17 protein-coding genes are annotated in these 18660 nt (G+C 75.8%); 6 read left to right on the top strand and 11 right to left on the bottom strand.

Translation table 11 applies throughout. The features are described from left to right. Positions 1–315: 315 nt before the first annotated feature. Both ACH443_RS11725 and ACH443_RS11720 read left to right on the top strand, forming a co-directional pair. On the top strand, positions 316–2136 hold the full coding sequence (locus ACH443_RS11725; protein WP_430590423.1) for an ABC transporter ATP-binding protein: 1821 nt from the start codon (positions 316–318) through the stop codon (positions 2134–2136). Then, on the top strand, positions 2133–3998 hold the full coding sequence (locus tag ACH443_RS11720; protein ID WP_430590392.1) for an ABC transporter ATP-binding protein: 1866 nt from the start codon (positions 2133–2135) through the stop codon (positions 3996–3998). The genes ACH443_RS11725 and ACH443_RS11720 overlap by 4 nt, the downstream gene beginning before the upstream one ends. A gap of 255 nt (positions 3999–4253) precedes the next feature. On the opposite strand, the gene ACH443_RS11715 is transcribed toward ACH443_RS11720, so the two are convergent. From ACH443_RS11715 to ACH443_RS11705, 3 genes are all read right to left on the bottom strand, one after another. Beyond that, positions 4254–5315, bottom strand: a complete 1062-nt coding sequence (locus ACH443_RS11715) for a pectinesterase family protein (protein ID WP_430590391.1) — start codon at positions 5313–5315, stop codon at positions 4254–4256. A gap of 195 nt (positions 5316–5510) precedes the next feature. Next, positions 5511–7007 carry a lipase maturation factor family protein gene (locus ACH443_RS11710; protein WP_430590390.1) on the bottom strand — a complete coding sequence of 499 codons (1497 nt, stop codon included), beginning with the start codon at positions 7005–7007 and terminating at the stop codon, positions 5511–5513. A gap of 9 nt (positions 7008–7016) precedes the next feature. Next, on the bottom strand, positions 7017–7976 hold the full coding sequence (locus tag ACH443_RS11705) for a LysR family transcriptional regulator (protein ID WP_429763466.1): 960 nt from the start codon (positions 7974–7976) through the stop codon (positions 7017–7019). Positions 7977–8070: 94 nt separating this feature from the next. Between ACH443_RS11705 and ACH443_RS11700 the strand changes: the two genes are divergently transcribed. The 3 genes from ACH443_RS11700 to ACH443_RS11690 all read left to right on the top strand — a co-directional run bounded on the left by ACH443_RS11700 (position 8071) and on the right by ACH443_RS11690 (position 11265). Continuing rightward, the gene (locus ACH443_RS11700; protein WP_430590389.1) at positions 8071–9078 is read left to right on the top strand and encodes a threonine/serine dehydratase; all 1008 of its coding nucleotides are present in this window, start codon (positions 8071–8073) and stop codon (positions 9076–9078) included. A 65-nt stretch (positions 9079–9143) separates the two neighbouring features. Further along, positions 9144–9764, top strand: coding sequence for an L-threonylcarbamoyladenylate synthase (locus tag ACH443_RS11695; protein WP_430553344.1), 621 nt, complete (start codon positions 9144–9146; stop codon positions 9762–9764). A gap of 85 nt (positions 9765–9849) precedes the next feature. After that, entirely contained in the window at positions 9850–11265 is a 1416-nt protein-coding gene (locus tag ACH443_RS11690; RefSeq protein ID WP_430590388.1) for a UTP--glucose-1-phosphate uridylyltransferase, read from the top strand. A gap of 98 nt (positions 11266–11363) precedes the next feature. On the opposite strand, the gene ACH443_RS11685 is transcribed toward ACH443_RS11690, so the two are convergent. Continuing rightward, entirely contained in the window at positions 11364–12068 is a 705-nt protein-coding gene (locus tag ACH443_RS11685) for an IMPACT family protein (RefSeq protein WP_430556824.1), read from the bottom strand. A 77-nt stretch (positions 12069–12145) separates the two neighbouring features. On the opposite strand from ACH443_RS11685, the gene ACH443_RS11680 reads away from it, so the two are divergent. Continuing rightward, the gene (locus ACH443_RS11680; protein WP_430590387.1) at positions 12146–12862 is read left to right on the top strand and encodes a hypothetical protein; all 717 of its coding nucleotides are present in this window, start codon (positions 12146–12148) and stop codon (positions 12860–12862) included. 119 nt (positions 12863–12981) lie between these two features. Here the strand turns inward: ACH443_RS11680 and ACH443_RS11675 are convergent, their stop codons facing one another. From ACH443_RS11675 to ACH443_RS11645, 7 genes are read right to left on the bottom strand one after another with little or no spacing between them, the layout of a single operon-like run. Next, on the bottom strand, positions 12982–13680 hold the full coding sequence (locus ACH443_RS11675) for a GNAT family N-acetyltransferase (protein WP_430590386.1): 699 nt from the start codon (positions 13678–13680) through the stop codon (positions 12982–12984). A gap of 37 nt (positions 13681–13717) precedes the next feature. Next, positions 13718–14380 (bottom strand): Dps family protein, encoded by a 663-nt coding sequence (locus ACH443_RS11670; RefSeq protein WP_430590385.1) that lies wholly within the window; start codon positions 14378–14380, stop codon positions 13718–13720. 42 nt (positions 14381–14422) lie between these two features. Further along, positions 14423–15010 carry a hypothetical protein gene (locus ACH443_RS11665; protein WP_429763472.1) on the bottom strand — a complete coding sequence of 196 codons (588 nt, stop codon included), beginning with the start codon at positions 15008–15010 and terminating at the stop codon, positions 14423–14425. Continuing rightward, on the bottom strand, positions 15007–16353 hold the full coding sequence (locus tag ACH443_RS11660) for a DUF58 domain-containing protein (RefSeq protein WP_430590384.1): 1347 nt from the start codon (positions 16351–16353) through the stop codon (positions 15007–15009). The genes ACH443_RS11665 and ACH443_RS11660 overlap by 4 nt, the downstream gene beginning before the upstream one ends. A gap of 7 nt (positions 16354–16360) precedes the next feature. Then, positions 16361–17374, bottom strand: a complete 1014-nt coding sequence (locus ACH443_RS11655) for an AAA family ATPase (protein WP_430556820.1) — start codon at positions 17372–17374, stop codon at positions 16361–16363. Then, positions 17371–17925, bottom strand: a complete 555-nt coding sequence (locus ACH443_RS11650) for a hypothetical protein (protein WP_430590383.1) — start codon at positions 17923–17925, stop codon at positions 17371–17373. The genes ACH443_RS11655 and ACH443_RS11650 overlap by 4 nt, the downstream gene beginning before the upstream one ends. Beyond that, positions 17922–18659 (bottom strand): DUF4129 domain-containing protein, encoded by a 738-nt coding sequence (locus tag ACH443_RS11645; RefSeq protein ID WP_430590382.1) that lies wholly within the window; start codon positions 18657–18659, stop codon positions 17922–17924. Before ACH443_RS11645 ends, ACH443_RS11650 begins: the two co-directional genes overlap by 4 nt. Position 18660 lies beyond the last annotated feature (1 nt).

Here is an 18660-nt window from a genome sequence, read left to right as displayed (position 1 = left end):
GCAAGCGTGTCGGAGGCGAGTGACAGAATGGATGTGATGCCCGACACGAAGCGCACTTCGCGCAGCCGCAGCCGAGGCGCACGCCGCGCCGATCCCTCCGAAAGTCCCAGGAGGAGCCCCGCCTCCTCCGCTCCCCGCCGTCCCGCCGCGCCCGGCACGCCGCCGGGTCGCGCCGAGGGCCCGCCCGGCCGGCCGGGCGCCGCCCCCGCGGCCGCCGTCGCCCCCGTGGCGGCCGTCGCCCCCGCGGGCTCCGAGCTCTCCACGTTCGCGTCCGTGCGCCGGCTCTACCCGTACGTCCGGCCCGCGTTGCCGCGCATGGTCGGCGGCCTCTTCTCGGCGCTCGGCGCGAGCCTCGCCGCGCTGGCGATCCCCCGCGTGCTGCAGGCCCTCGTCGAGGGCCCCCTCGCGGAGGGCGCCGCCGCCCACGACCTCGGCGCCCTCGTGGTGCCGGTGCTCCTCGTGCTCGTGCTGGGGATCGCGGAGGCCGGGTTCGTCCTGCTGCGCCGCAACCTCGTGATGTACCCCGGCACGCGGGTCGAGGCAGAGCTGCGGATGGCGCTGTTCCGCCACCTGCAGGACCTGCCTGTCGCGTTCCACGACCGGTGGCCCGGCGGGCAGCTGCTGAGCCGGATCATGGGCGACCTCGGCCTGCTGCGCCGCTGGCTGGTCTTCGGCGTCCTGCAGCTCGTCGTCAGCATCGTGACGATCGTGGTCGGCGTGGGCATCCTGCTGGCCACCGCCGGCTGGCTCGGCCTCGTGTACCTCGCGGGCGCGATCCCGGTGACGGTCATCGCGTTCCGCTTCTCGCGGCGGTACCGCGTCATCGCACGCCTGTCGCAGGACCAGTCGGGCGACCTCGCCACCACGGTCGAGGAGTCCGTGCACGGCATCCGCGTGCTCAAGGCGTTCGGCCGCGGGCGCGACGCCCTCGACTCGTTCACCGACCAGGCGGAGGAGCTGCGTCGCACGGAGATCCGCAAGGCGGGCAACCAGGCCACCGTCACCACGTCGCTGCAGCTCATCCCCGAGGTCACGCTGGCCGTCTGCCTCGTGCTCGGCACGGTGCTCGCCGCCCAGGGGCAGATCACCGTCGGCGGCCTCGTCGCCTTCTTCCTGACGACGGCCGTGATCAACGGCCCCGTGGTCGACCTCGGGATGACCCTGTCGATGACGCTCAACGCGCGCACCGCCGTCGACCGCTTCTTCGAGGTGATGGAGACCCCGAACCCGCTGGCCGACCCGGCCGACCCCGCCGAGCCCGGCCCGGCGCGAGGCCACGTCGAGCTCCGCGACGTCACGTTCCGCTACGAGGACGCGGCGCGCCCGGTCCTCGCGCACGTCGACCTCGAGCTCCCCGTCGGCACGACGACGGCGCTCGTCGGCCTCACCGGCTCGGGCAAGTCCACCCTCGCGATGGTGGTGCCGCGCATCTTCGACGTCACCGGCGGCGAGGTGCTGCTCGACGGCGTGGACGTGCGGCGCCTGCGACGGCACGACGTGCGCCGCGCCGTCGCGGTCGCGTTCGAGGACCCCACGCTGTTCTCCGCGTCGGTGCGGGACAACGTGCTGCTCGGCGTCCCGGAGGCCGGCCCCGACGCCGTGCCGGAGGAGGAGCGCGAGCGGCGCCTGCACGAGGCGCTCGAGGTGGCGCAGGCGGGCTTCGTCGCCGACCTGCCGCAGGGCGTCGAGACCCGCATCGGGGAGGAAGGGCTGTCCCTGTCCGGCGGGCAGCGGCAGCGGCTGGCGCTCGCCCGGGCCATCGCGGCACACCCCGCCGTGCTCGTGCTCGACGACCCGCTGTCCGCGCTCGACGTCGCCACCGAAGAGGCCGTCACCACGCGCCTGCGCGACGTCCTCGACGGCACGACCAGCCTCGTCATCGCGCACCGGCCGTCCACCGTGGCGCTCGCGGACCGGGTCGCCGTGCTGCAGGACGGCCGGATCACGGCCGTGGGCACCCACCGCGACCTGCTCGCCACCGACGCCCACTACCGGCACGTCATCTCCAGCCTGGAGCAGGACTGGGAGGAGTGCGCCGAGCACTCAGGCCGGGAAGAGCCCGGCCGCGCCCAGGCCGAGCAGGAACACCCCGAGCAGGCCCGGACCGGGCACGACGAGAAGGAGGTCCAGCGGTGAGCCGCCCCAGCACGCCGGAATCGCCCCGGCCCGCGACGTCCGGGCCGGACGAGCGCCGTCGCCCCACCGACGCGAGCGCGGACGATGCCACCCGGCTCGACGCCGAGGCGTCCCGCGACGTCAGGTCCCGGTCGCTGCGCCTGCTGGGCGCGCTGCTGAGGCCGCGCCGCGGGGCCCTCGCCGTCGCGGGCCTCCTGGTCGTGGTGTCGACGCTCGGCCAGGTGGCGGGCCCGTGGCTCGTGTCCCTCGCCATCGACTCCGCGGTGCCCGACCTCATGGACGGCGACGTGGGCACCCTCGTGCTGGTCGGCTCCGTCTACCTGGTCGCCGCCGTCGTCGGCGGCCTGTGCGCCGGGGCCTACGTCCGCCAGGCCGCGCGCATCGCCCAGGGGGTGCTGCTCGACCTGCGCCGTCGGGTCTTCCGGCACACGCAGCTGCTGAGCCTGGAGTTCCACGAGTCGTACACGTCCGGCCGCATCATCAGCCGCCAGACGTCCGACCTCGAGGCGCTGCGCGAGCTGCTCGACGGCGGGCTCACCGGCGTCGTCTCCTCGCTCATGCTCATGGTCTTCACCGGGCTGAGCCTGTTCCTGCTCGACTGGCGCTCGGGCCTCGTGCTCGCGGTGGCCCTCGTGCCGGCCTGGCTGCTCACCCGGTGGTTCCAGAAGCGCTCGCAGGTGTTCTACCGCGAGCAGCGCACCACGTCCGCGCGGCTCATCGTGAAGTTCGTCGAGACGATGACGGGGATGCGCGCCGTGCAGGCGTTCCGCCGGGAGTCGACCACGGAGGCGGAGTACGGCCGGCTGAGCGAGCAGTACCGCGACGCCAACCTCAACACCATGGGGCTCAACGGCCGCTACCAGCCGGGCCTCGTGCTCATCGGGAACGTCGCGGTCGCGATCGCGCTCGCGATCGGCGGCTGGCGGGTCTACTCCGGGGGGCTGGACGTCGGCGTGCTGGTGGCGGCCCTGCTGTACGTGAAGCGGTTCTTCCAGCCGATCCAGCAGCTCGGGAACTTCTACAACTCCTTCCAGTCCGCCACGGCAGCGCTGGAGAAGGTCTCGGGCCTGCTGGCCGAGGAGCCGACGGTCGTCGAGCCGCGCCGCCCCGTGGCGCTGCCGCACGCGCGCGGCGCCCTGCGGCTGGACCACGTCACGTTCCGCTACGGCGACGGCCCGGTCGTGCTGCCCGACCTCGACCTCACGCTCCCGGCGGGGCAGACGGTCGCGCTGGTCGGCACGACGGGCGCGGGCAAGTCCACGCTCGCCAAGCTCGTGACCCGGTTCTACGACGCGAGCGAGGGCCGCGTGCTGCTCGACGGCGTCGACGTGCGCGACCTGTCGACGACGGACCTGCGGCGCGCCGTGGTCATGGTCACCCAGGAGGCCTACCTGTTCAGCGGGTCCGTGCGCGAGAACATCGCGCTCGGGCGGCCCGGCGCCCCCCAGGCGGACATCGAGGCCGCCGCACGGGCGGTCGGGGCGCACGAGTTCATCATGGACATGCCCGACGGGTACGACACCGACGTCAACAAGCGCGGCGGCCGCGTCTCGGCGGGGCAGCGGCAGCTGCTCTCCTTCGCGCGGGCGTTCCTCGCCGACCCGGCGGTGCTGGTGCTCGACGAGGCGACGTCGTCCCTCGACATCCCGGGCGAGCGGCTCGTGCAGCACGGCCTGCAGACCCTGCTGGCCGACCGGACGGCGATCATCATCGCGCACCGGCTGTCGACCGTCGCGATCGCCGACCGCGTGCTCGTCATGGAGCACGGCCGGGTGATCGAGGACGGCATGCCCGACGAGCTGGCGGCGGGGGACGGGCACTATGCGGCCCTCAACGCGGCGTGGCAGGACTCGCTGGTGTAGTCCTGCGACGTGGTTGCTGTCCGTGGCTGGGGGACGGGCCGGCCGAGAGGTTCTTCGCGGGGACGCGTTCACGGGCGCCAGGGCGCCCTCCACTTCGGGAGGGATACGTCCCCGCGAAGAACCTCTCGGCCGACCCGTCCGCCGTCGGCTCACGGCCGTGAGGGACGCCCGTTCGGCCGAGGTAGTACGGATTCCCGCGAGGTGGTACTCATCGCGGCGAGGTAGTCCAGCCTGCGGCGAGGTAGTACGGAGGCTTCAGCGGGCGTGACACGGCGACCACCCGTCGTCGCCGGAGAGGTAGGTCTCACGCGTGTGCGCGGCGGCCTGCGCGGCGGTGAGCTGCGGGCGCCCGGGGCCGGTGAGGGCGCCCGGGCCCGTGTTGGCGTGCTCGGCGTTGCTGCCCGGGACCCAGTCGAAGCCGGACATGGTGGTCCACACGTCGTCGCGCCGCAGGTGCACGCCCAGCCAGGAGTCGCGGACGACGACGCGGGGGTCGGTGTCGGGGTTGCTGCTCGGGTGCCACGGGCGGCCGAGGTAGTACGTGCCGGTGCCGGCGTTGGTGAGGAACCGGGTCCCGGTGACGAGGAAGCCGTGGGCGAACCCCGAGGAGGTGCTCGGTGCGAACACGTACCCCGACGGCGTGCTGTCGCGGCGCAGCGCCTTGATGGTGGAGTCCTCGATGACGGCGGTCGCGCGCCCGAACACGAAGTCGACGTCGCCCTCGATCCAGCTGTTCGTGACGTAGACGCGGGCGGGCACGTCGGCGCTGGGCGTGTCCAGGTAGAGGGTGTCCTGGTTGCCGAGGAAGCGGCAGTGGTCGAACGCGACGCGGTCGGCACGGGTCTTGACGGCGACCGCCTGGTGGCCGGGCAGGTCCGGGTGGGCGGCCTCGTCGAACGCGTTCTCGAAGGTGACGTGCCGGGCCTCGAAGCCGGCACCGGACACCGTGACCGACGCGCTGCCGGTCGTGCCCCAGGTCCCGCCGCCGGGCTTCGGGGTCTCGGCGGCCCGGTCGTCGGTGAAGACGACGTCCTCGGGGTCGCCCGTCGACCCGACGACCGTCAGGTTCACCTTGTCCGACCCGACGTCGACACGGCCGTGGTACCGGCCGGGTCGCACGAGGATCTCGACCCGCTGGGCCGACCCGGCCGGCGCGAGGTCCACGGCCTGCTGGAGCGTGGTCGCGTCGCCCGTGCCGTCCGCGGCCACGACGATCCGTGTCGCCGCGGCCGGGCGCGGGCCGCGGCCGCCCGCGGACGCGGGCGTGGCCGAGGCGAGCACGGCGCCCAGGGCCAGCGCCCCGGGCAGGGCCAGCACCGACCGGCGTCGGACGGTGCGGGGCGCGGACGTGGGGTCCGAGGCGGGACGGTCGGCAGGGGACGGGTGGGAGCTCTCGTGCGGTGCGGGCAACGTCGCCTCCGGGGCTCGGGCGGGTCGCCGTCGACCCGCGGTGCGAGGGGTACGCCGGGGACCGAGCGCTGAGAAACCGGTTCCCCGTCGCTCGGCATCGTGTCACGACCGCCGCAGCCGGGACAAGAGGGCGAGGTCCATCGGGTCGACGAGCACCTCGAGCTCGCGCCGCACCCACCAGTCGCCGGAGCGTCGCCGCTCCTCCGGCGTCGTGTAGCGGTAGCGGAACAGCCGCATCCGCACCCAGCGCGGTTTGGCGCCGTCGAACGGGTCGTGGCGCAGCAGGCGGAGCGTCGCCCGGTCCGCCTCGAGCAGCCGCCGGCACAGCGTCGGGAGCCACGGCGCGGGCGCACCGAGCGGCACGAACCACAGCACCCAGTCCAGGCGCAGGTGGTACGGGGCGACCTGGGGCGGGCGCCGGCCCACGTCCCCGGGCTTGCCGCGGAACCCGTACTCCCGCCAGTCGTCGGGCCCGGGCTCGTCGGCGAGCGTGCCCTCGACGATCACCTCGTCGCGGCGCCGCGTCACGCTCCCGAACGCCCCGTACGCGTTCACCAGCCGCAGCGGCTCGAAGCTCGCGTTCATCCTCTGGTGCGACGAGGCGAGGTTGACGGCGGGGCGCACCGACAGCGCCGCGAGGAGCACGACGACGACCGTGACGGCGACCAGGTAGCCGGTCGGTCCCGGGGCTACCGCGGTCCCCGGGCCGGCGGCCGGGTCCGGGGCGAGGCCGCCGAGGAGCGCGCGCCACGCGTCGTCGGACACCATGGCCGCGCCGAGCACGATCGCCGCCCAGTTCAGCCACGCGAAGTTGCCGGTGAGCACCAGCCAGCCCTGGGTCACGACGACGACGCCGCCCGCGACGCTCGGCAACGGCTGCGGCAGCCAGAGCAGCCACGGCACGAGCAGCTGGGTGACGTGGTTGCCGACCACCTCCGTGCGGTGCCACCAGCGCGGCAGGTGGTGCGCGTGCCAGCTGAACGGGCCGGGCATCGGCTGCGACTCGTGGTGGTGGTCCATGGCGGTGAGGTCGCGCCACGCGGGGTCGCCGCGCCACTTGATGAGGCCCGCGCCCAGCTCCAGCCGGAACAGCAGCCAGCGGGCGGCGAGCACGAGCAGGAACGGCACGGGCACGGCGGGGGAGCCGAACCAGGCGGCCAGGAACGCCAGCTCGCACAGCAGCGTCTCCCACCCGAACGCGTAGAAGCGCTGGCCGACCGAGACGAGCGAGAGGTAGCCCGCCCACAGCGCGAGCAGGACGACGGTCGTGACCCACCACGGCCCGGCCTGCGGCAGCCCTACGACCACGGCGGCGCCCCCTGCGGCCCCGAGCACCCCCACCACGACCAGCAGGCGGTCGGAGTAGTGCAGGTGGAACAGCGACGGCGCGTCGCGGAACCGCACCCGCGCCGTGAACCGCCGCACCGGCAGCAGCCCGCGGTCCCCGAGCAGGGGGCGGAACTGGCCCAGGGCCTGGAGGAAGGCCAGGCACAGCAGCGCGCCGACGCCGCGCTGCAGCACCTCGCGGGCGACGTCGTAGTCGGCGGTGGCCCACCAGCCACCGAGCTGTTCCAGCTGCCGTCCCAGCTGCTCAGGCACGCCTCCACGCTAGTCGCGGGCGGCGTCACCCGCCTCCACCAGCCGCTGCACGAGGGCGTGCGCCGCCGGGGTCGGCGCGCCGACGGTGAGCGCGAGCACCTCGCGGGTGGCGCCGGGCAGGGGCTGCGCCACGACGTCCGGGTTCCGGTGCGCCCGCAACGCGAGCGACGGCAGCAGGCTCACCCCCGCGCCGGACGCGACGAGCGCCTGCACGGCCACGTAGTCGTCGGTCTCGAACGCGATGCGGGGGGCGAACCCGGCGGTGGCGCAGCGCGCGACCAGGTCGGCGCGGCACCGCTCGCACCCTGCGATCCAGGCGGCGTCGCGCAGGTCGGCCAGCGGCGGCGGGACGTCGCCGGAGCGGCTCGACGCGTCCGGTCCGTCGGGGGTCGCGTCGGTGGTCCGCCGGACGAGGGCGATGGGCTCGGAGTGCACGACGGTCACCTCGAACCGCGACAGGTCCGCGCCGGGCCGGGCGTTCGGGGCGTCGGTGTGCCGGAAGACGAGGGCGACGTCGACGTCGCCGGCCTGGAGCGCGGCGATCGCCTCCGGGGGCTCGGCCTCGACCAGGCCGACCCCCAGCCCGGGGTGCGCGGCCCGCAGCCCGGCGACGGCGGCGGGCACCAGGGTCGCGAGCGCGGAGGGGAACGCGGCGAGCCGGGCGCGGCCGGCGCGGAGGCCGACCAGGGCGTCGAGCTCGCGCCGTGCGCCCTCCACGCGGCCGAGGATCTCCTCCGCGCGTGCGGCGAGGAGGCGGCCCGCCTCGGTGAGGCGGACGCCGCGGCCCGCGCGCTGCAGCAGAGCGATCCCCGCCTCCGCCTCGAGCCGCGCCAGGTGGTGGCTCACCGACGGCTGGGCGTAGTGCAGCTCGCGCGCCGCCGCGGTCACGGACCCGGTGCGCGCGACGGCGGCCAGGACGCGCAGGCGCGTGAGGTCGAGGTGGGGCGGGGGAGCGGGTTCGACGGACACGGCGCCAGCCTACGACCAATCATCGGCCGTATCGATGACGGACAGTCAGAACAGGCATTGGACCTATCGATCGACACGGGGCGATCCTGCTGTGATGACGACGACTCCGCAGCCTGCCCACGAGGTGCCCGCGCCGCCGACGATGCGCGACGTGCTGGCCGCCGCCCGGCGGATCGAGGGGCTCGTCGTCCGCACGCCCGCCCTGGCCCACCCGGAGCTCGACCGCGCCGCCGCGTCGGCCGGCGCCGCCGGAGCGAGCCTCGTCGTCAAGCACGAGAACCTGCAGCACACGGGCGCGTTCAAGGTGCGCGGGGCGCTGAACCTCCTGCTCGGGTTCGACGACGACGAGCGCCGGCGCGGCATCGTCGCCTACTCCACGGGGAACCACGCCCAGGCGCTGGCCCATGCCGCCCGCCGCACCGGCACGGCCTGCACGATCGTCATGCCCGACCACCCGAACCCCCTGAAGGAGCGGGCCGTGCGCGACCTCGGCGCCGACGTCGTGCTGCACGGGGCGACCTTCGACGACGCCCGGGCCCGCGCCGGCGAGGTGGCCGCCGCCACCGGGGCGCGTCTCGTGGGCGCGGCGAACGAGCCGGTCCTCGTCGCCGGCGTGGCCACCGCGACGCTCGAGCTCCTGGAGCAGGCGCCGGACCTCGAGGTGCTCGTCGTCCCCGTCGGCGGGGGCTCCGGCGCCGCAGCTGCCTGTCTCGTCGCGAGCGCGCTCGCCCCGGGGCTGCGGGTGGTCGCCGTGCAGGCCGCGGCGTCGCCGGCCGCCCACGACTCCTGGCGCGCGGGTGAGCTGCGCACCGCCGCCAACGCCACCCGCGCGGAGGGGCTCGCCGTCGGGTGCGGGTTCGCCCTCACCCAGGCCGTGCTCCGCGAGAGGCTGGCGGACTTCCTGCTCGTGGACGACGACGCCATCGCCGCCGCGCAGCGCCACTACCTCACCGGCGCGCGGACCGTTGCCGAGGGCGCCGGCGCCGCGGCCCTCGCCGCCGTCCTCAGCCACCCCGCCGCGTTCGCCGGGCGACGCGTCGGCGTCGTCTGCTCCGGGGGCAACGCCAGCGAGACCGAGCTCCGCCGCGCCCTGGCGGCCTGACTCGACCGCCGCGCGGCGACCGCTCACCGGGTGGGGTGGCACGGCCCGGGGATACGCTGCCCGGCATGGCCCGCTACTTCGACGTCCACCCCGTCGACCCGCAGCCCCGGGCGATCGGCCAGGTCGTCGCGCTGCTGAACGACGGGGGCCTCATCGCCTACCCGACCGACTCCGGGTACGCCCTCGGCTGCCGCGTCGGCCAGCACGACGGCACGGAGCGGATCCGCCAGATCCGGCACCTGGACGCCGGTCACCACTTCACCCTCGTGTGCGCGGACTTCGCCCAGCTCGGCCAGCTCGTGCGCCTCGACAACAGCGCCTTCCGCGCCATCAAGGCGGCCACCCCGGGGCCCTACACCTTCATCCTGCCGGCCACGCCGGAGGTCCCGCGGCGACTCGCGCACCCCAAGAAGAAGACCATCGGCGTGCGCATCCCCGACTCCCGGGTGGTGCAGGCGCTGCTGCGCGAGCTGGGTGAGCCGCTGCTGTCGTCGACCCTCATCCTGCCGGGGGCCGAACAGCCCCTCACCGACGGCTGGCAGGTCAAGGAGGAGCTCGACCACGTGGTCGACGCGGTCGTCGACGCGGGCGAGGTCCTGGCCGAGCCCACGACCGTCGTCGACTGGTCCGAGGGATACCCCGACGTCGTCCGCGTCGGGGCCGGCGACCCGTCCCGTTTCGAGTAAGGGTCCGAGCACCGACCCCGGGCAGGCGTCCCGGGCGGCCGGACGCTCCCCGCAGGCCTCCCCGGGCGCGGTTAGGGTGCTGCCCATGAGCGACCGCGGACTTGCCCTGGCCCGATCCAAGATGCAGGCGGAGGGCGTCGCCCCCGCCGCGATCGAGACCTTCACCCGCTTCTACCATCTGCTGGAGTCGGGGGAGACCGGGCTCGTGCGCGAGGCCGACGTCGACCCCCTGACCGACCTGCCGCGGCACGCCGACCTCGCGGTCCCGGACGCCGACGCCCAGGCCGCCCTCGCGCGGACCGCGATCATCAAGCTCAACGGCGGGCTCGGCACGTCCATGGGCATGGACAAGGCGAAGTCGCTGCTCACGGTGCGTGACGACGCACGGGGCGAGGAGGGCGGAGCGCTCACCTTCCTCGACGTCATCGTCCGCCAGGTGCGCGCCGCCCGGGAGGCGACGGGCGCCCGCCTGCCGCTCGTGCTGATGAACTCGTTCCGCACCCGCGACGACACCCTCGCCGCGCTCGCGCCCTACGACGACATCGCCGTCGACGGCCTCCCGCTGGACTTCCTCCAGAACCGCGAGCCCAAGCTGCGCGCCGACACCCTCGAGCCCGTCGAGTGGCCCGCCGACCCCACCCTGGAGTGGTGCCCGCCCGGGCACGGCGACCTCTACCCGGCCCTGCACGCGTCCGGCGTCGTGCGTGCGCTCCTGGACGCGGGCTTCCGCTACGCCAGCGTCTCCAACTCCGACAACCTCGGCGCCGCCCCCGACGGCGCGATCGCCGCCTGGTTCGCGGCGTCCGGGGCTCCGTACGCCGCCGAGATGTGCCTCAAGTCGCCCGCCGACGTCAAGGGCGGCCAGCTCGTCGTGCGCAAGAGCGACGGCCGCATCGTGCAGCGCGAGACGGCGCAGACGCACCCCGACGACGTCGACGTCTCGCTCGACCCGACGGTGCACCGCTACTTCCACACGAACAACCTGTGGTTCGACCTCGAGGCGCTCGCGGCCGAGCTCGACCGCACCGGCGGGGTGCTCGAGCTCCCGCTGATCCGGAACGAGAAGACCGTGGACCCGACGGACGCGTCGTCGCCCGCCGTCGTCCAGATCGAGTCCGCGATGGGCGCGGCCGTGGCCGTCTTCGAGGGGGCGACGGCGATCGAGGTGGGGCGCGAGCGGTTCCTGCCGGTGAAGACGACGAGCGACCTGCTGCTCATGCGCTCGGACGTCTACGAGCTCACCGACGACTACCGGCTGGTCGCCCAGGTCGACGCGCCGCTGGTGAAGCTCTCGACGACCTACAAGCAGATCGCAGGCTTCGACGCGCGGTTCGCCCAGGGCGCGCCGTCGCTGCGGGCGGCGTCGTCGCTCACGGTCGAGGGGGACTGGACCTTCGGCGCCCGCGTGCGCGCCGAGGGCGACGCGGTGCTCGCCGACGCCGGCGAGGCCGCCACCGTGCCCGACGGCGCGACCGTCACCGCGGACGGCGTCCAGCCCTGACCGCCGAGATAGAGAACCCGGACCCGCGAGATAGAGAACCCGGGACGCCACCACCTGCGGTGCCGTCCCGGCCTCTCTATCTCGCGGGTCCGGGTTCTCTATCTCGGCAGGTCGACGACGCGGTCGGCGCCGGGGACGGGTGTGAGCGTGCCGGCGGACGCCGCGGCCAGGTCGTCGCGCAGGTGGGGGAGCTGGGCCGGCGGCACGAGCAGCGCCAGCCGGGCGACGGCGGCGTACGTCGGCTCCTCGAGGACGGCGTCGTGGGACTGCGCCCAGTCGCGCAGCAGGTGGTCGACGCGGCCGGCGTCGGCGTGCGGCACGTCGACGGTGACCTCCGTGAGCACCTCGCGCCGGCGCAGCAGCCCGTCGGCCGCGGCGACGTCCAGGGCCTCGGCGACGGCGCCGGAGTAGGCGCGCACCAGGCCGCCGGCGCCGAGCAGGACGCCGCCGAAGTACCGGGTCACGACCGCCACGACGTCGGTGAGCTCCCGGCGGCGCAGCACCTCCAGCATGGGCACGCCCGCGGTGCCGGAGGGCTCGCCGTCGTCCGAGGAGCGCTGCTGGTCGGCGTGCGTGCCGACGACCAGCGCCAGGCAGTGGTGGCGGGCGTCCCAGTGCTCCTTGCGGAGGCGGGCGACGACGGCGTCCGCCGCCTCGACCGACGGCGCAGGGGCCAGGTGCGCGAGGAAGCGCGACTTCTTCACCACGAGCTCGTGGTCGACGGGGGCGGCGAGCGTGCCGGGGAGCCCGCCCCGGGGCCCACCCTGCGGCGTCGTGGGGGCGGGGCTGTCGGGTCGGCTCACCGCACGAGGCTACGACGCCCGCCGACACGCCGAGCGCCCCTCCGAAGAAAAAGTGTGCCAAGCGCCACGATGGGCCCATGACCCAGAGCACGGGGGAGCCCCCCGCCCCAGAGGCTGACGGCGCCGACGCCACGCCGGTCGCCAGGTACCCACGGCCGACGGTCACGCTGGACGAGGCGGAGTGGGTGTGGCGCGAGCTGTCCGTGGAGGCGCTGCGCCCGGGCGGGAAGCCGGAGGTCGTGCGCCTGGCCGTGATCGCCGGGCTGACGCGGGCGACCGGGGCGCGCTACGGCGACCTGTTGCGCGTGCGGGCGGAGGACCTCGACCTGGGTCCGGAGCCGGACGCCGCCGCGCGTCGCGGGCGGGTCGGGGGTACGCGGGACCCGGGGGAGGGGAGGGTGCTGCTGCGGCACGGCAAGCACCGGACCCTCCGGGAGCACCGCCTGCCGCCGGAGATGGTGCTGCTGCTGCGGCACTGGATGGTGGTGCGTGAGGAGCTGGCCTCCGAGCTGGAGGGCTCCGTGCCGCGCGCACTGCTGCTCACGGTGCACCACACGCACGACCACGGCACGACGGTCTCCAGCGGGCTGCCGATCACGCGGCAGGGGCTGGTGCTGTCCTGGCGGCGCTTCGTCCATCGCACCAACGCGCGCTACGGGGCGGTGCGGGCGCCGCTGCCTACGCGGTTCGAGCAGGTGCGTCGGGCGTGGGTGGACGCGGGCGTGCCGGACCTCGGTCGGGACCTGGCGCCGGCCTCGGACCCACCGGAATCCACGGACTCTTCTGAAAAATAGTGTGCCAAGCGTCTCGAAACACGCGATGCGGCCGCGAAGACCTCACGGCAGCAGGGGCGAGCGGGCCGGCCCCGCGGCGTACGAGGCCGGCCCGTGGGCGTGAGGACGCGGGCCGTGCGTCAGGCGGTGGCGATGCCCAGCAGCGGCGCACCGGGGGAGTGCGACGGCAGCTCCTGGAAGCCGTACCGGTCGTAGAACGCGCGGGCGCGGGTGTTGCTCGGGTCCATGCCGAGGTGCACGCCGGGCACCCCGCGCGCGGCGAGCGCCGCGCGCAGCGTGTCCATGAGCGCGCGACCGAGCCCGCGACCCTGGTTCTCGGGCAGCAGGTCGATGTGCAGGTGCGCGGGGTACCGGTCGAGCTCGCCGGCGGTGATGCCGCGCACCATGCGGCCGGGGTCCTTCCCGGCGTCGAGCAGGGCCGCCTCCGAGAACCCGGGCTCGCGCCCGGACGGCGAGGCGCCGGCCCCCGGGTGGCGCTCGGCGAACCCGGGGCCCCAGGCCCGCTCCCACCACGCCACGAAGTCGCGGGTGTCGGCGACGCCGATGACATACCCGGTGAGTCGGCCGTCGTCGACGCGCAGGACGTCGTCCGCGGCGTCGGCGGGGGCGGCCTCGCGCGCCGGCTCCTCGTCGGGGCGCACGACGACGAACGCGAGCTCGGGCGCGTACTCCAGGTACGGGAGCGCGAACACCTCGGGCATGAGGAGGTCGTCGGAGTAGAGGCCGCGGGCGTCGGAGCCGGCGGCGGCGGTGCGGACGCAGATCTCGGCGACGGCGGCCCGGTCGGTGTCGCGGTAGAGGCGGATCACGGGGGTCATCATGCCGCAGGGGACGGGCACGCGGCGGGTGCTGCGCCTACTTCTTCTTCCGCGCGGTCGTGGTCTTGGCGGACGAAGTCCTGGCCGCTGCCGTCTTCGGTGCGGCCTTCGCGCCCGCGCTGCGGGTCGAGGTCGCCCGGGCGCCGGCTGCCGCCTTCTGCGCGGCGCCCTTCTCCGTGGTGGCACCCGCGGTCGAGAGCTCGCCGCCGGCGCTCTCCAGGTGGGCGCGGACGAACCAGTGGAACAGCTCGAGCTCGTGCAGGTGACCGATGAGGAGGTCGTTCGTCACGTCGTCGAGCGACTCGGTGTCCTTCGCCGCCTTCCGGTGCGCGGTGATCACGCCCTCGTAGACCTCGTCGAGCGCGCCGAGGTGCTCGATCGCGGACGCACGGCGGAGCGAGTAGTCGTCCCAGGTGCGGGCGGCGACGAGCGCGCCGGGGGTGCCGACGGGCGAGGTGCCGAGCGTCGCGATGCGCTCAGCGATGGCGTCGGTCATGGCGCGCACGGCGTCGACCTGCGGGTCGAGCATCTCGTGCACCGCGATGAAGTGCGGACCCACCACGTTCCAGTGCACGTGCTTGAGGGTCAGGTGGAGGTCGGTCAGGGAGTTCAGCCGCTCCTGCAGGATGGCGGCCACCTTCGCGCCCTGCTGCGGCGTGAGCGAGGGCACCGTGTAGCGCGGGGTGTTGCGGTCAGCCATCGGGAGGTCTCCGTCCTCGTCGGGGTCGGCGCGGCCGGGAGGTCAGCGCGCCTCGTCATCGTCACGCCGGACGGCGATCCACGCGAGCGCGGCGAGGGCCACGACCCCGAGGGCCACGAGCCAGGACACCTGGCGCCCCGCCAGCGCCCACGCCGCGCCCCCGACGGCGAGCGCGGCCGCGACGACGACGCCGTCGCGCGCCAGGCCGTGCCGCAGCGCCGCGAGCTCCACGCGGTCCGTCGCGGTCACGTGCGACGCCCACCACCCGAGGCGCGTCACGACGTACCCGAGCGGGGCGAGCCACAGCACGGCCGGGTCGAACGGCGCGGCGCCGGAGCCGAGCAGCTCGAGGGCCGCCGTCACGAGGGCGACGTGCGCGGGGGCCGGTCCCGGGCGGACCGCGGCCCAGACGGTGACGACGCCTGCGAGAAGGACGACCACCTCGGCGATCAGGTCCGTCCGCGCGCCCGCCGCGACCACGAGGGCGGCCACGGCGACGACGAAGGCGACCCGGAGCACCACGCCGGGCAGCCGGCGTCCCAGCTCGACGCCGACCACGGGCAGCGGGCGCCCCGTCTCGTACCGCGACCGCCACCAGGCCCGGACCCGGGCGGGCAGGGAGCGTCTCATCGCGCCCCCACCGCGCCCCGCCGGTGGCGCTCGTCGGCGCGGACCAGGGCCTCGAAGCGGAGGGCGGCGTCCTGGCGGGCGTCGCCTGCCCAGCGCACGATCGGCACGCCCTCGGCCGCCATGCGGCGCAGCCGGTCGTCCCGCTCGGCCCGGGTGACCCGCCACGCGAGCCGCATGTGCTCCTCGTGCGCCCCCCGGACGTCGGGCAGCGTGTCGACCAGGACGACGGGGTGCCCGACGGCGCGCCACGCCCGCACGAGCGCGAGCGGCTCGTCGTCGAGCGCGGTGCTGAACAGGTACACGACGGCATCCGCGGGGACCTGCGGCGCGCGCAGCCGCCGGGCGGGGGACCCGACCGGGCTGCTCAGTGCGAGCGCGTGCAGGACGCGGCGCAGCTGTCGGCGGCCCGCGGCGGGCAGGAGCGGGCGACGGCGCCGGCCGAGGTCGTCCACCCCGACGCGGTCGCCGGCGGCGACGAGCGCGCCGGCCACGGACGCGGCGGCGTGCCGGGCGAGGTCGAGGGACGTCGGCTCGTCGACGCGCTGCGGGCCGGTGCCGCGCCAGGTGCGCAGGTCGGGGCCGACGTCGTCGCGCGAGTCGACGACGAGCACCGCGGTCGCCTCGGCCGTGGCGTAGGTGCGCCGGACGTACAGGGTGGACAGGTCGGGCGAGCGCCGCGCGCTGGTGTGCCAGTCGATGCGCCGCAGCCGGTCGCCGGGCGCGAAGGGGTGCACGTCGCGCAGCTCGTCGCCGTCGCCGAGCCGCCGGGAGGTGTGCGGACCGGTGAGCCCTCGCAGACGGCGGGGCACGGGCACGCGACCGAGCGGCATCGCCGTGGGGAGCACGAGCCGGTCGGGCGCGGTGACGGAGACGGGGTCCTCGGTCGTCGCTCCGCCGGCGCCGTAGCCGCGTGCGTCGACGTGGAAGGTGCGCTGCGGGCCGGTGCGCACGGTGCTCAGGGTGAGGGGCAGGTCGCGCGGGCCGGCGGCGATCACGACCCCGGCCGTGCGGTGCCCGGGCGCGGAGACCCGCGCGTGCACCAGCTCCGTCCCGGGTGCCGGGTCGAGGCGCAGGACGGCGGTGAGATCCCCGGGCGCGGCGGCGGCGGAGGTCGGGACGATCACGACACCGGTGCCCCGTCGCGGTGCGCCCGAGCGCCATGACCCGGGTCGGCCGGCCCACAGCGCGCCGAGGAGCGGGGCCACGCCGAGCAGGGCGACGTCGGCCCGGCCCGCCAGCAGTCCCAGGCCGAGCACGAGCACCCCGGTGCCGAGCCCGGCGGCGGCCTGAGGGCTGCGTCGCCAGACGGCCGCGGCCGCCCTCGTGGTGGTGGGCCCGCTCATGCGCTCGTCACCCCCGCCGGCCCACCGTGGCGGGCCCGGGCACGGAGCCGAGGAGCTCGGAGACGACGTCCTGGGCGCGGACCGCCGACGCCCACGCGGTCGGCGTGAGGGTGAGGCGGTGCGCGAGCACCGGGACCGCGACCCGCTTGACGTCCTCGGGCAGCACGAAGTCGCGGCCGTCGAGGACGGCGACCGCGCGGGCCAGGAGCAGGAGGTTCTGCGAGCCGCGGGGCGAGGCGCCCACCTCGAGCGCCCCGTGGGTGCGCGTGGCGGCGGCGATGTCGACGCAGTAGCCCGCGACGTCGGGGTCCACCTCGGTGGTCTCGACGCCGGCCTGCATGGCGAGGACGGTCGCGGCGTCGACGACGGGTCGCACGGGGGCCGCCTCCTCGCGCCGCGCGACGCGGCGCAGCAGCACGTCCCGCTCCTGGGCCCGGTCCGGGTAGCCGACCTCGAGCCGGACCATGAACCGGTCGAGCTGCGCCTCCGGGAGCGGGTAGGTGCCCTCGTACTCCACGGGGTTGGAGGTGGCCATGACGTGGAACGGGCGCGGCAGGGGCCGGCTGGCGCCGTCGACCGACACCTGCCGCTCCGCCATCGCCTCGAGCAGCGCGGACTGCGTCTTCGGCGGCGTGCGGTTGACCTCGTCCGCGAGGAAGAGCCCGGTGAACACCGGGCCGGGGCGGAAGACGAACTCGCGGCTCGCGGGGTCGAACACCGACGAGCCCGTGATGTCGCTGGGCAGCAGGTCAGGGGTGCACTGGAGCCGCGCGAAGTCGAGGCCGAGGGCGGTGGCCAGCGAGCGTGCGGCGAGCGTCTTGCCGAGCCCGGGCACGTCCTCGAAGAGCACGTGCCCGCCCGCGAGCACGGTGGCCAGGGCGAGCTCGAGGGTGCCGCGCATGCCGACGACGGCCGTCCCGACCTCGTCCAGGACGCGCCGGCCCTGGGCCGCGACCTCGGCGACGGGGAGGGGGTGCACCGGAGTCCTCGGCGTGGGGGCGTCGGGCGGGTCGACGGTCATCTCGGGGGCCTTCCTGCGGGACGGTCGGGGGACGGGGAGGGTGACGGAGCGGTGGCGGGAGCGGTGGTCGTCGGCACCGTGTCGATCGCATCGAGCCAGCGGTGCACCTCGACCCTGCTCACCGCGCGGCGGGCGACCAGCCCGTCGACGACGTCGGTGCCGAGGAGCTGCGCGGCCGCCTCGGGGCCGCCGGGCGCGGCGAGGTCGACGCCACGCTCGGCGAGCCGTGCCGCCGCGAGGTCCCGGACCCGGCGCAGCACGCGGTCGCCGACGGCGCCGCTGCGGGTGAACGTGGCCCAGCCCAGCTCGCTGACGTCGTTCCGCGCGCCCTCGCGGCGGTCCTGGATGACGTCCGGCCACGGGGCCTCGTCGCCGTCGTCGAGGCGTCGCCACAGCGCGACGGCCGTCGCGGCCACGACGACGAGCAGCGCGGCGTGCAGCGGGTCGAGCACGCCCGTGAGGATGAGCGCCGCGCAGGCCGCGAGCGCCGGGAGGCCGACGACGAGGAGGGCGCGCAGCGGCGTGGGACGCGGCGGTCGGGTGGGGGTCATGCGTGCGGGGCGGGGTCGAGGGCGCGAGCGATGCGGGAGAGGGCGGTGCGGGCGGCGTGGACGTCGTCGGGGTGCACGGGCCGGTCGGTGAACCGGGCGTGCTGGTAGAGGCGGCGGAGGGTGTCCACGTCGGGGGCGGGGACGGCGCGGCCGTCCTGGCGGCGGGTGGTGAGGAGCCGTGCGGTGAACTCGGTGGCGGTCTGCGCGGGGTCGCGCCGGGTGCCGTGGCGGGCGGCGGCGTCCTCCAGGGCGACCCAGGCGGCGACGACGGCGTCGTGCGGGGTGGCGGCGTCGTCGATGCGGGCGAGGGCGGTCGCGACGGCGTCCTGGAGCTCGGGCAGGGAGAGGTCGGCCATGGTGGCGGTGGTGGCGTGGCCGGGTGCGAGGCCGTCGGCGTCGTCGTCCTCGGGGGTGGCGAGGGCGCGGACGACGCGGCGGGCGAGGAGCCACAGGAGGACGGCGACGAGGAGGGCGCCGGCGACGGAGAGGGTGACGACGATCCAGGTGATGACGTCGTAGGAGGGCGGGGGTTGGTCGCCGGGGACTATCTCGCCGGGCATCTGGGGCTGGACGGGGTCGGAGGCCGCGGGCTGAGGGAGGGCGACGTCGGGGAGCCGGAAGCGCCAGGGGGTGGCGGTGGCGGCGCCGAGCACGACGAGGAGGGCGAGCGCGGCCCCGGCGAGGGGTGCGAGGGCGCGGCGTGCCGCGTGCCGGGTCCGCGTCGGTGGGGCCATG

Origin of the sequence: Isoptericola sp. NPDC019571, from assembly GCF_044389385.1 — a bacterium.
GTDB classification, from domain to species: domain Bacteria; phylum Actinomycetota; class Actinomycetes; order Actinomycetales; family Cellulomonadaceae; genus Isoptericola; species Isoptericola nanjingensis.
The sequence above is the reverse complement of the archived record's forward strand: the minus strand, read 5'-3'. Positions and strand labels throughout refer to the sequence as shown.

Excerpts from the sequence above, each read along its gene's own strand:
- ACH443_RS11725 (WP_430590423.1), top strand. The coding sequence starts at position 316 with ATGGTCGGCGGCCTCTTCTCGGCGCTCGGCGCGAGCCTCGCCGCGCTG.
- ACH443_RS11700 (WP_430590389.1), top strand. The coding sequence starts at position 8,071 with ATGACGACGACTCCGCAGCCTGCCCACGAGGTGCCCGCGCCGCCGACG.
- ACH443_RS11695 (WP_430553344.1), top strand. The coding sequence starts at position 9,144 with ATGGCCCGCTACTTCGACGTCCACCCCGTCGACCCGCAGCCCCGGGCG.
- ACH443_RS11690 (WP_430590388.1), top strand. The coding sequence starts at position 9,850 with ATGAGCGACCGCGGACTTGCCCTGGCCCGATCCAAGATGCAGGCGGAG.
- ACH443_RS11680 (WP_430590387.1), top strand. The coding sequence starts at position 12,146 with ATGACCCAGAGCACGGGGGAGCCCCCCGCCCCAGAGGCTGACGGCGCC.
- ACH443_RS11675 (WP_430590386.1), bottom strand. The coding sequence starts at position 13,680 with ATGACCCCCGTGATCCGCCTCTACCGCGACACCGACCGGGCCGCCGTC.
- ACH443_RS11670 (WP_430590385.1), bottom strand. The coding sequence starts at position 14,380 with ATGGCTGACCGCAACACCCCGCGCTACACGGTGCCCTCGCTCACGCCG.
- ACH443_RS11665 (WP_429763472.1), bottom strand. The coding sequence starts at position 15,010 with ATGAGACGCTCCCTGCCCGCCCGGGTCCGGGCCTGGTGGCGGTCGCGG.
- ACH443_RS11660 (WP_430590384.1), bottom strand. The coding sequence starts at position 16,353 with ATGAGCGGGCCCACCACCACGAGGGCGGCCGCGGCCGTCTGGCGACGC.
- ACH443_RS11655 (WP_430556820.1), bottom strand. The coding sequence starts at position 17,374 with ATGACCGTCGACCCGCCCGACGCCCCCACGCCGAGGACTCCGGTGCAC.
- ACH443_RS11650 (WP_430590383.1), bottom strand. The coding sequence starts at position 17,925 with ATGACCCCCACCCGACCGCCGCGTCCCACGCCGCTGCGCGCCCTCCTC.
- ACH443_RS11645 (WP_430590382.1), bottom strand. The coding sequence starts at position 18,659 with ATGGCCCCACCGACGCGGACCCGGCACGCGGCACGCCGCGCCCTCGCA.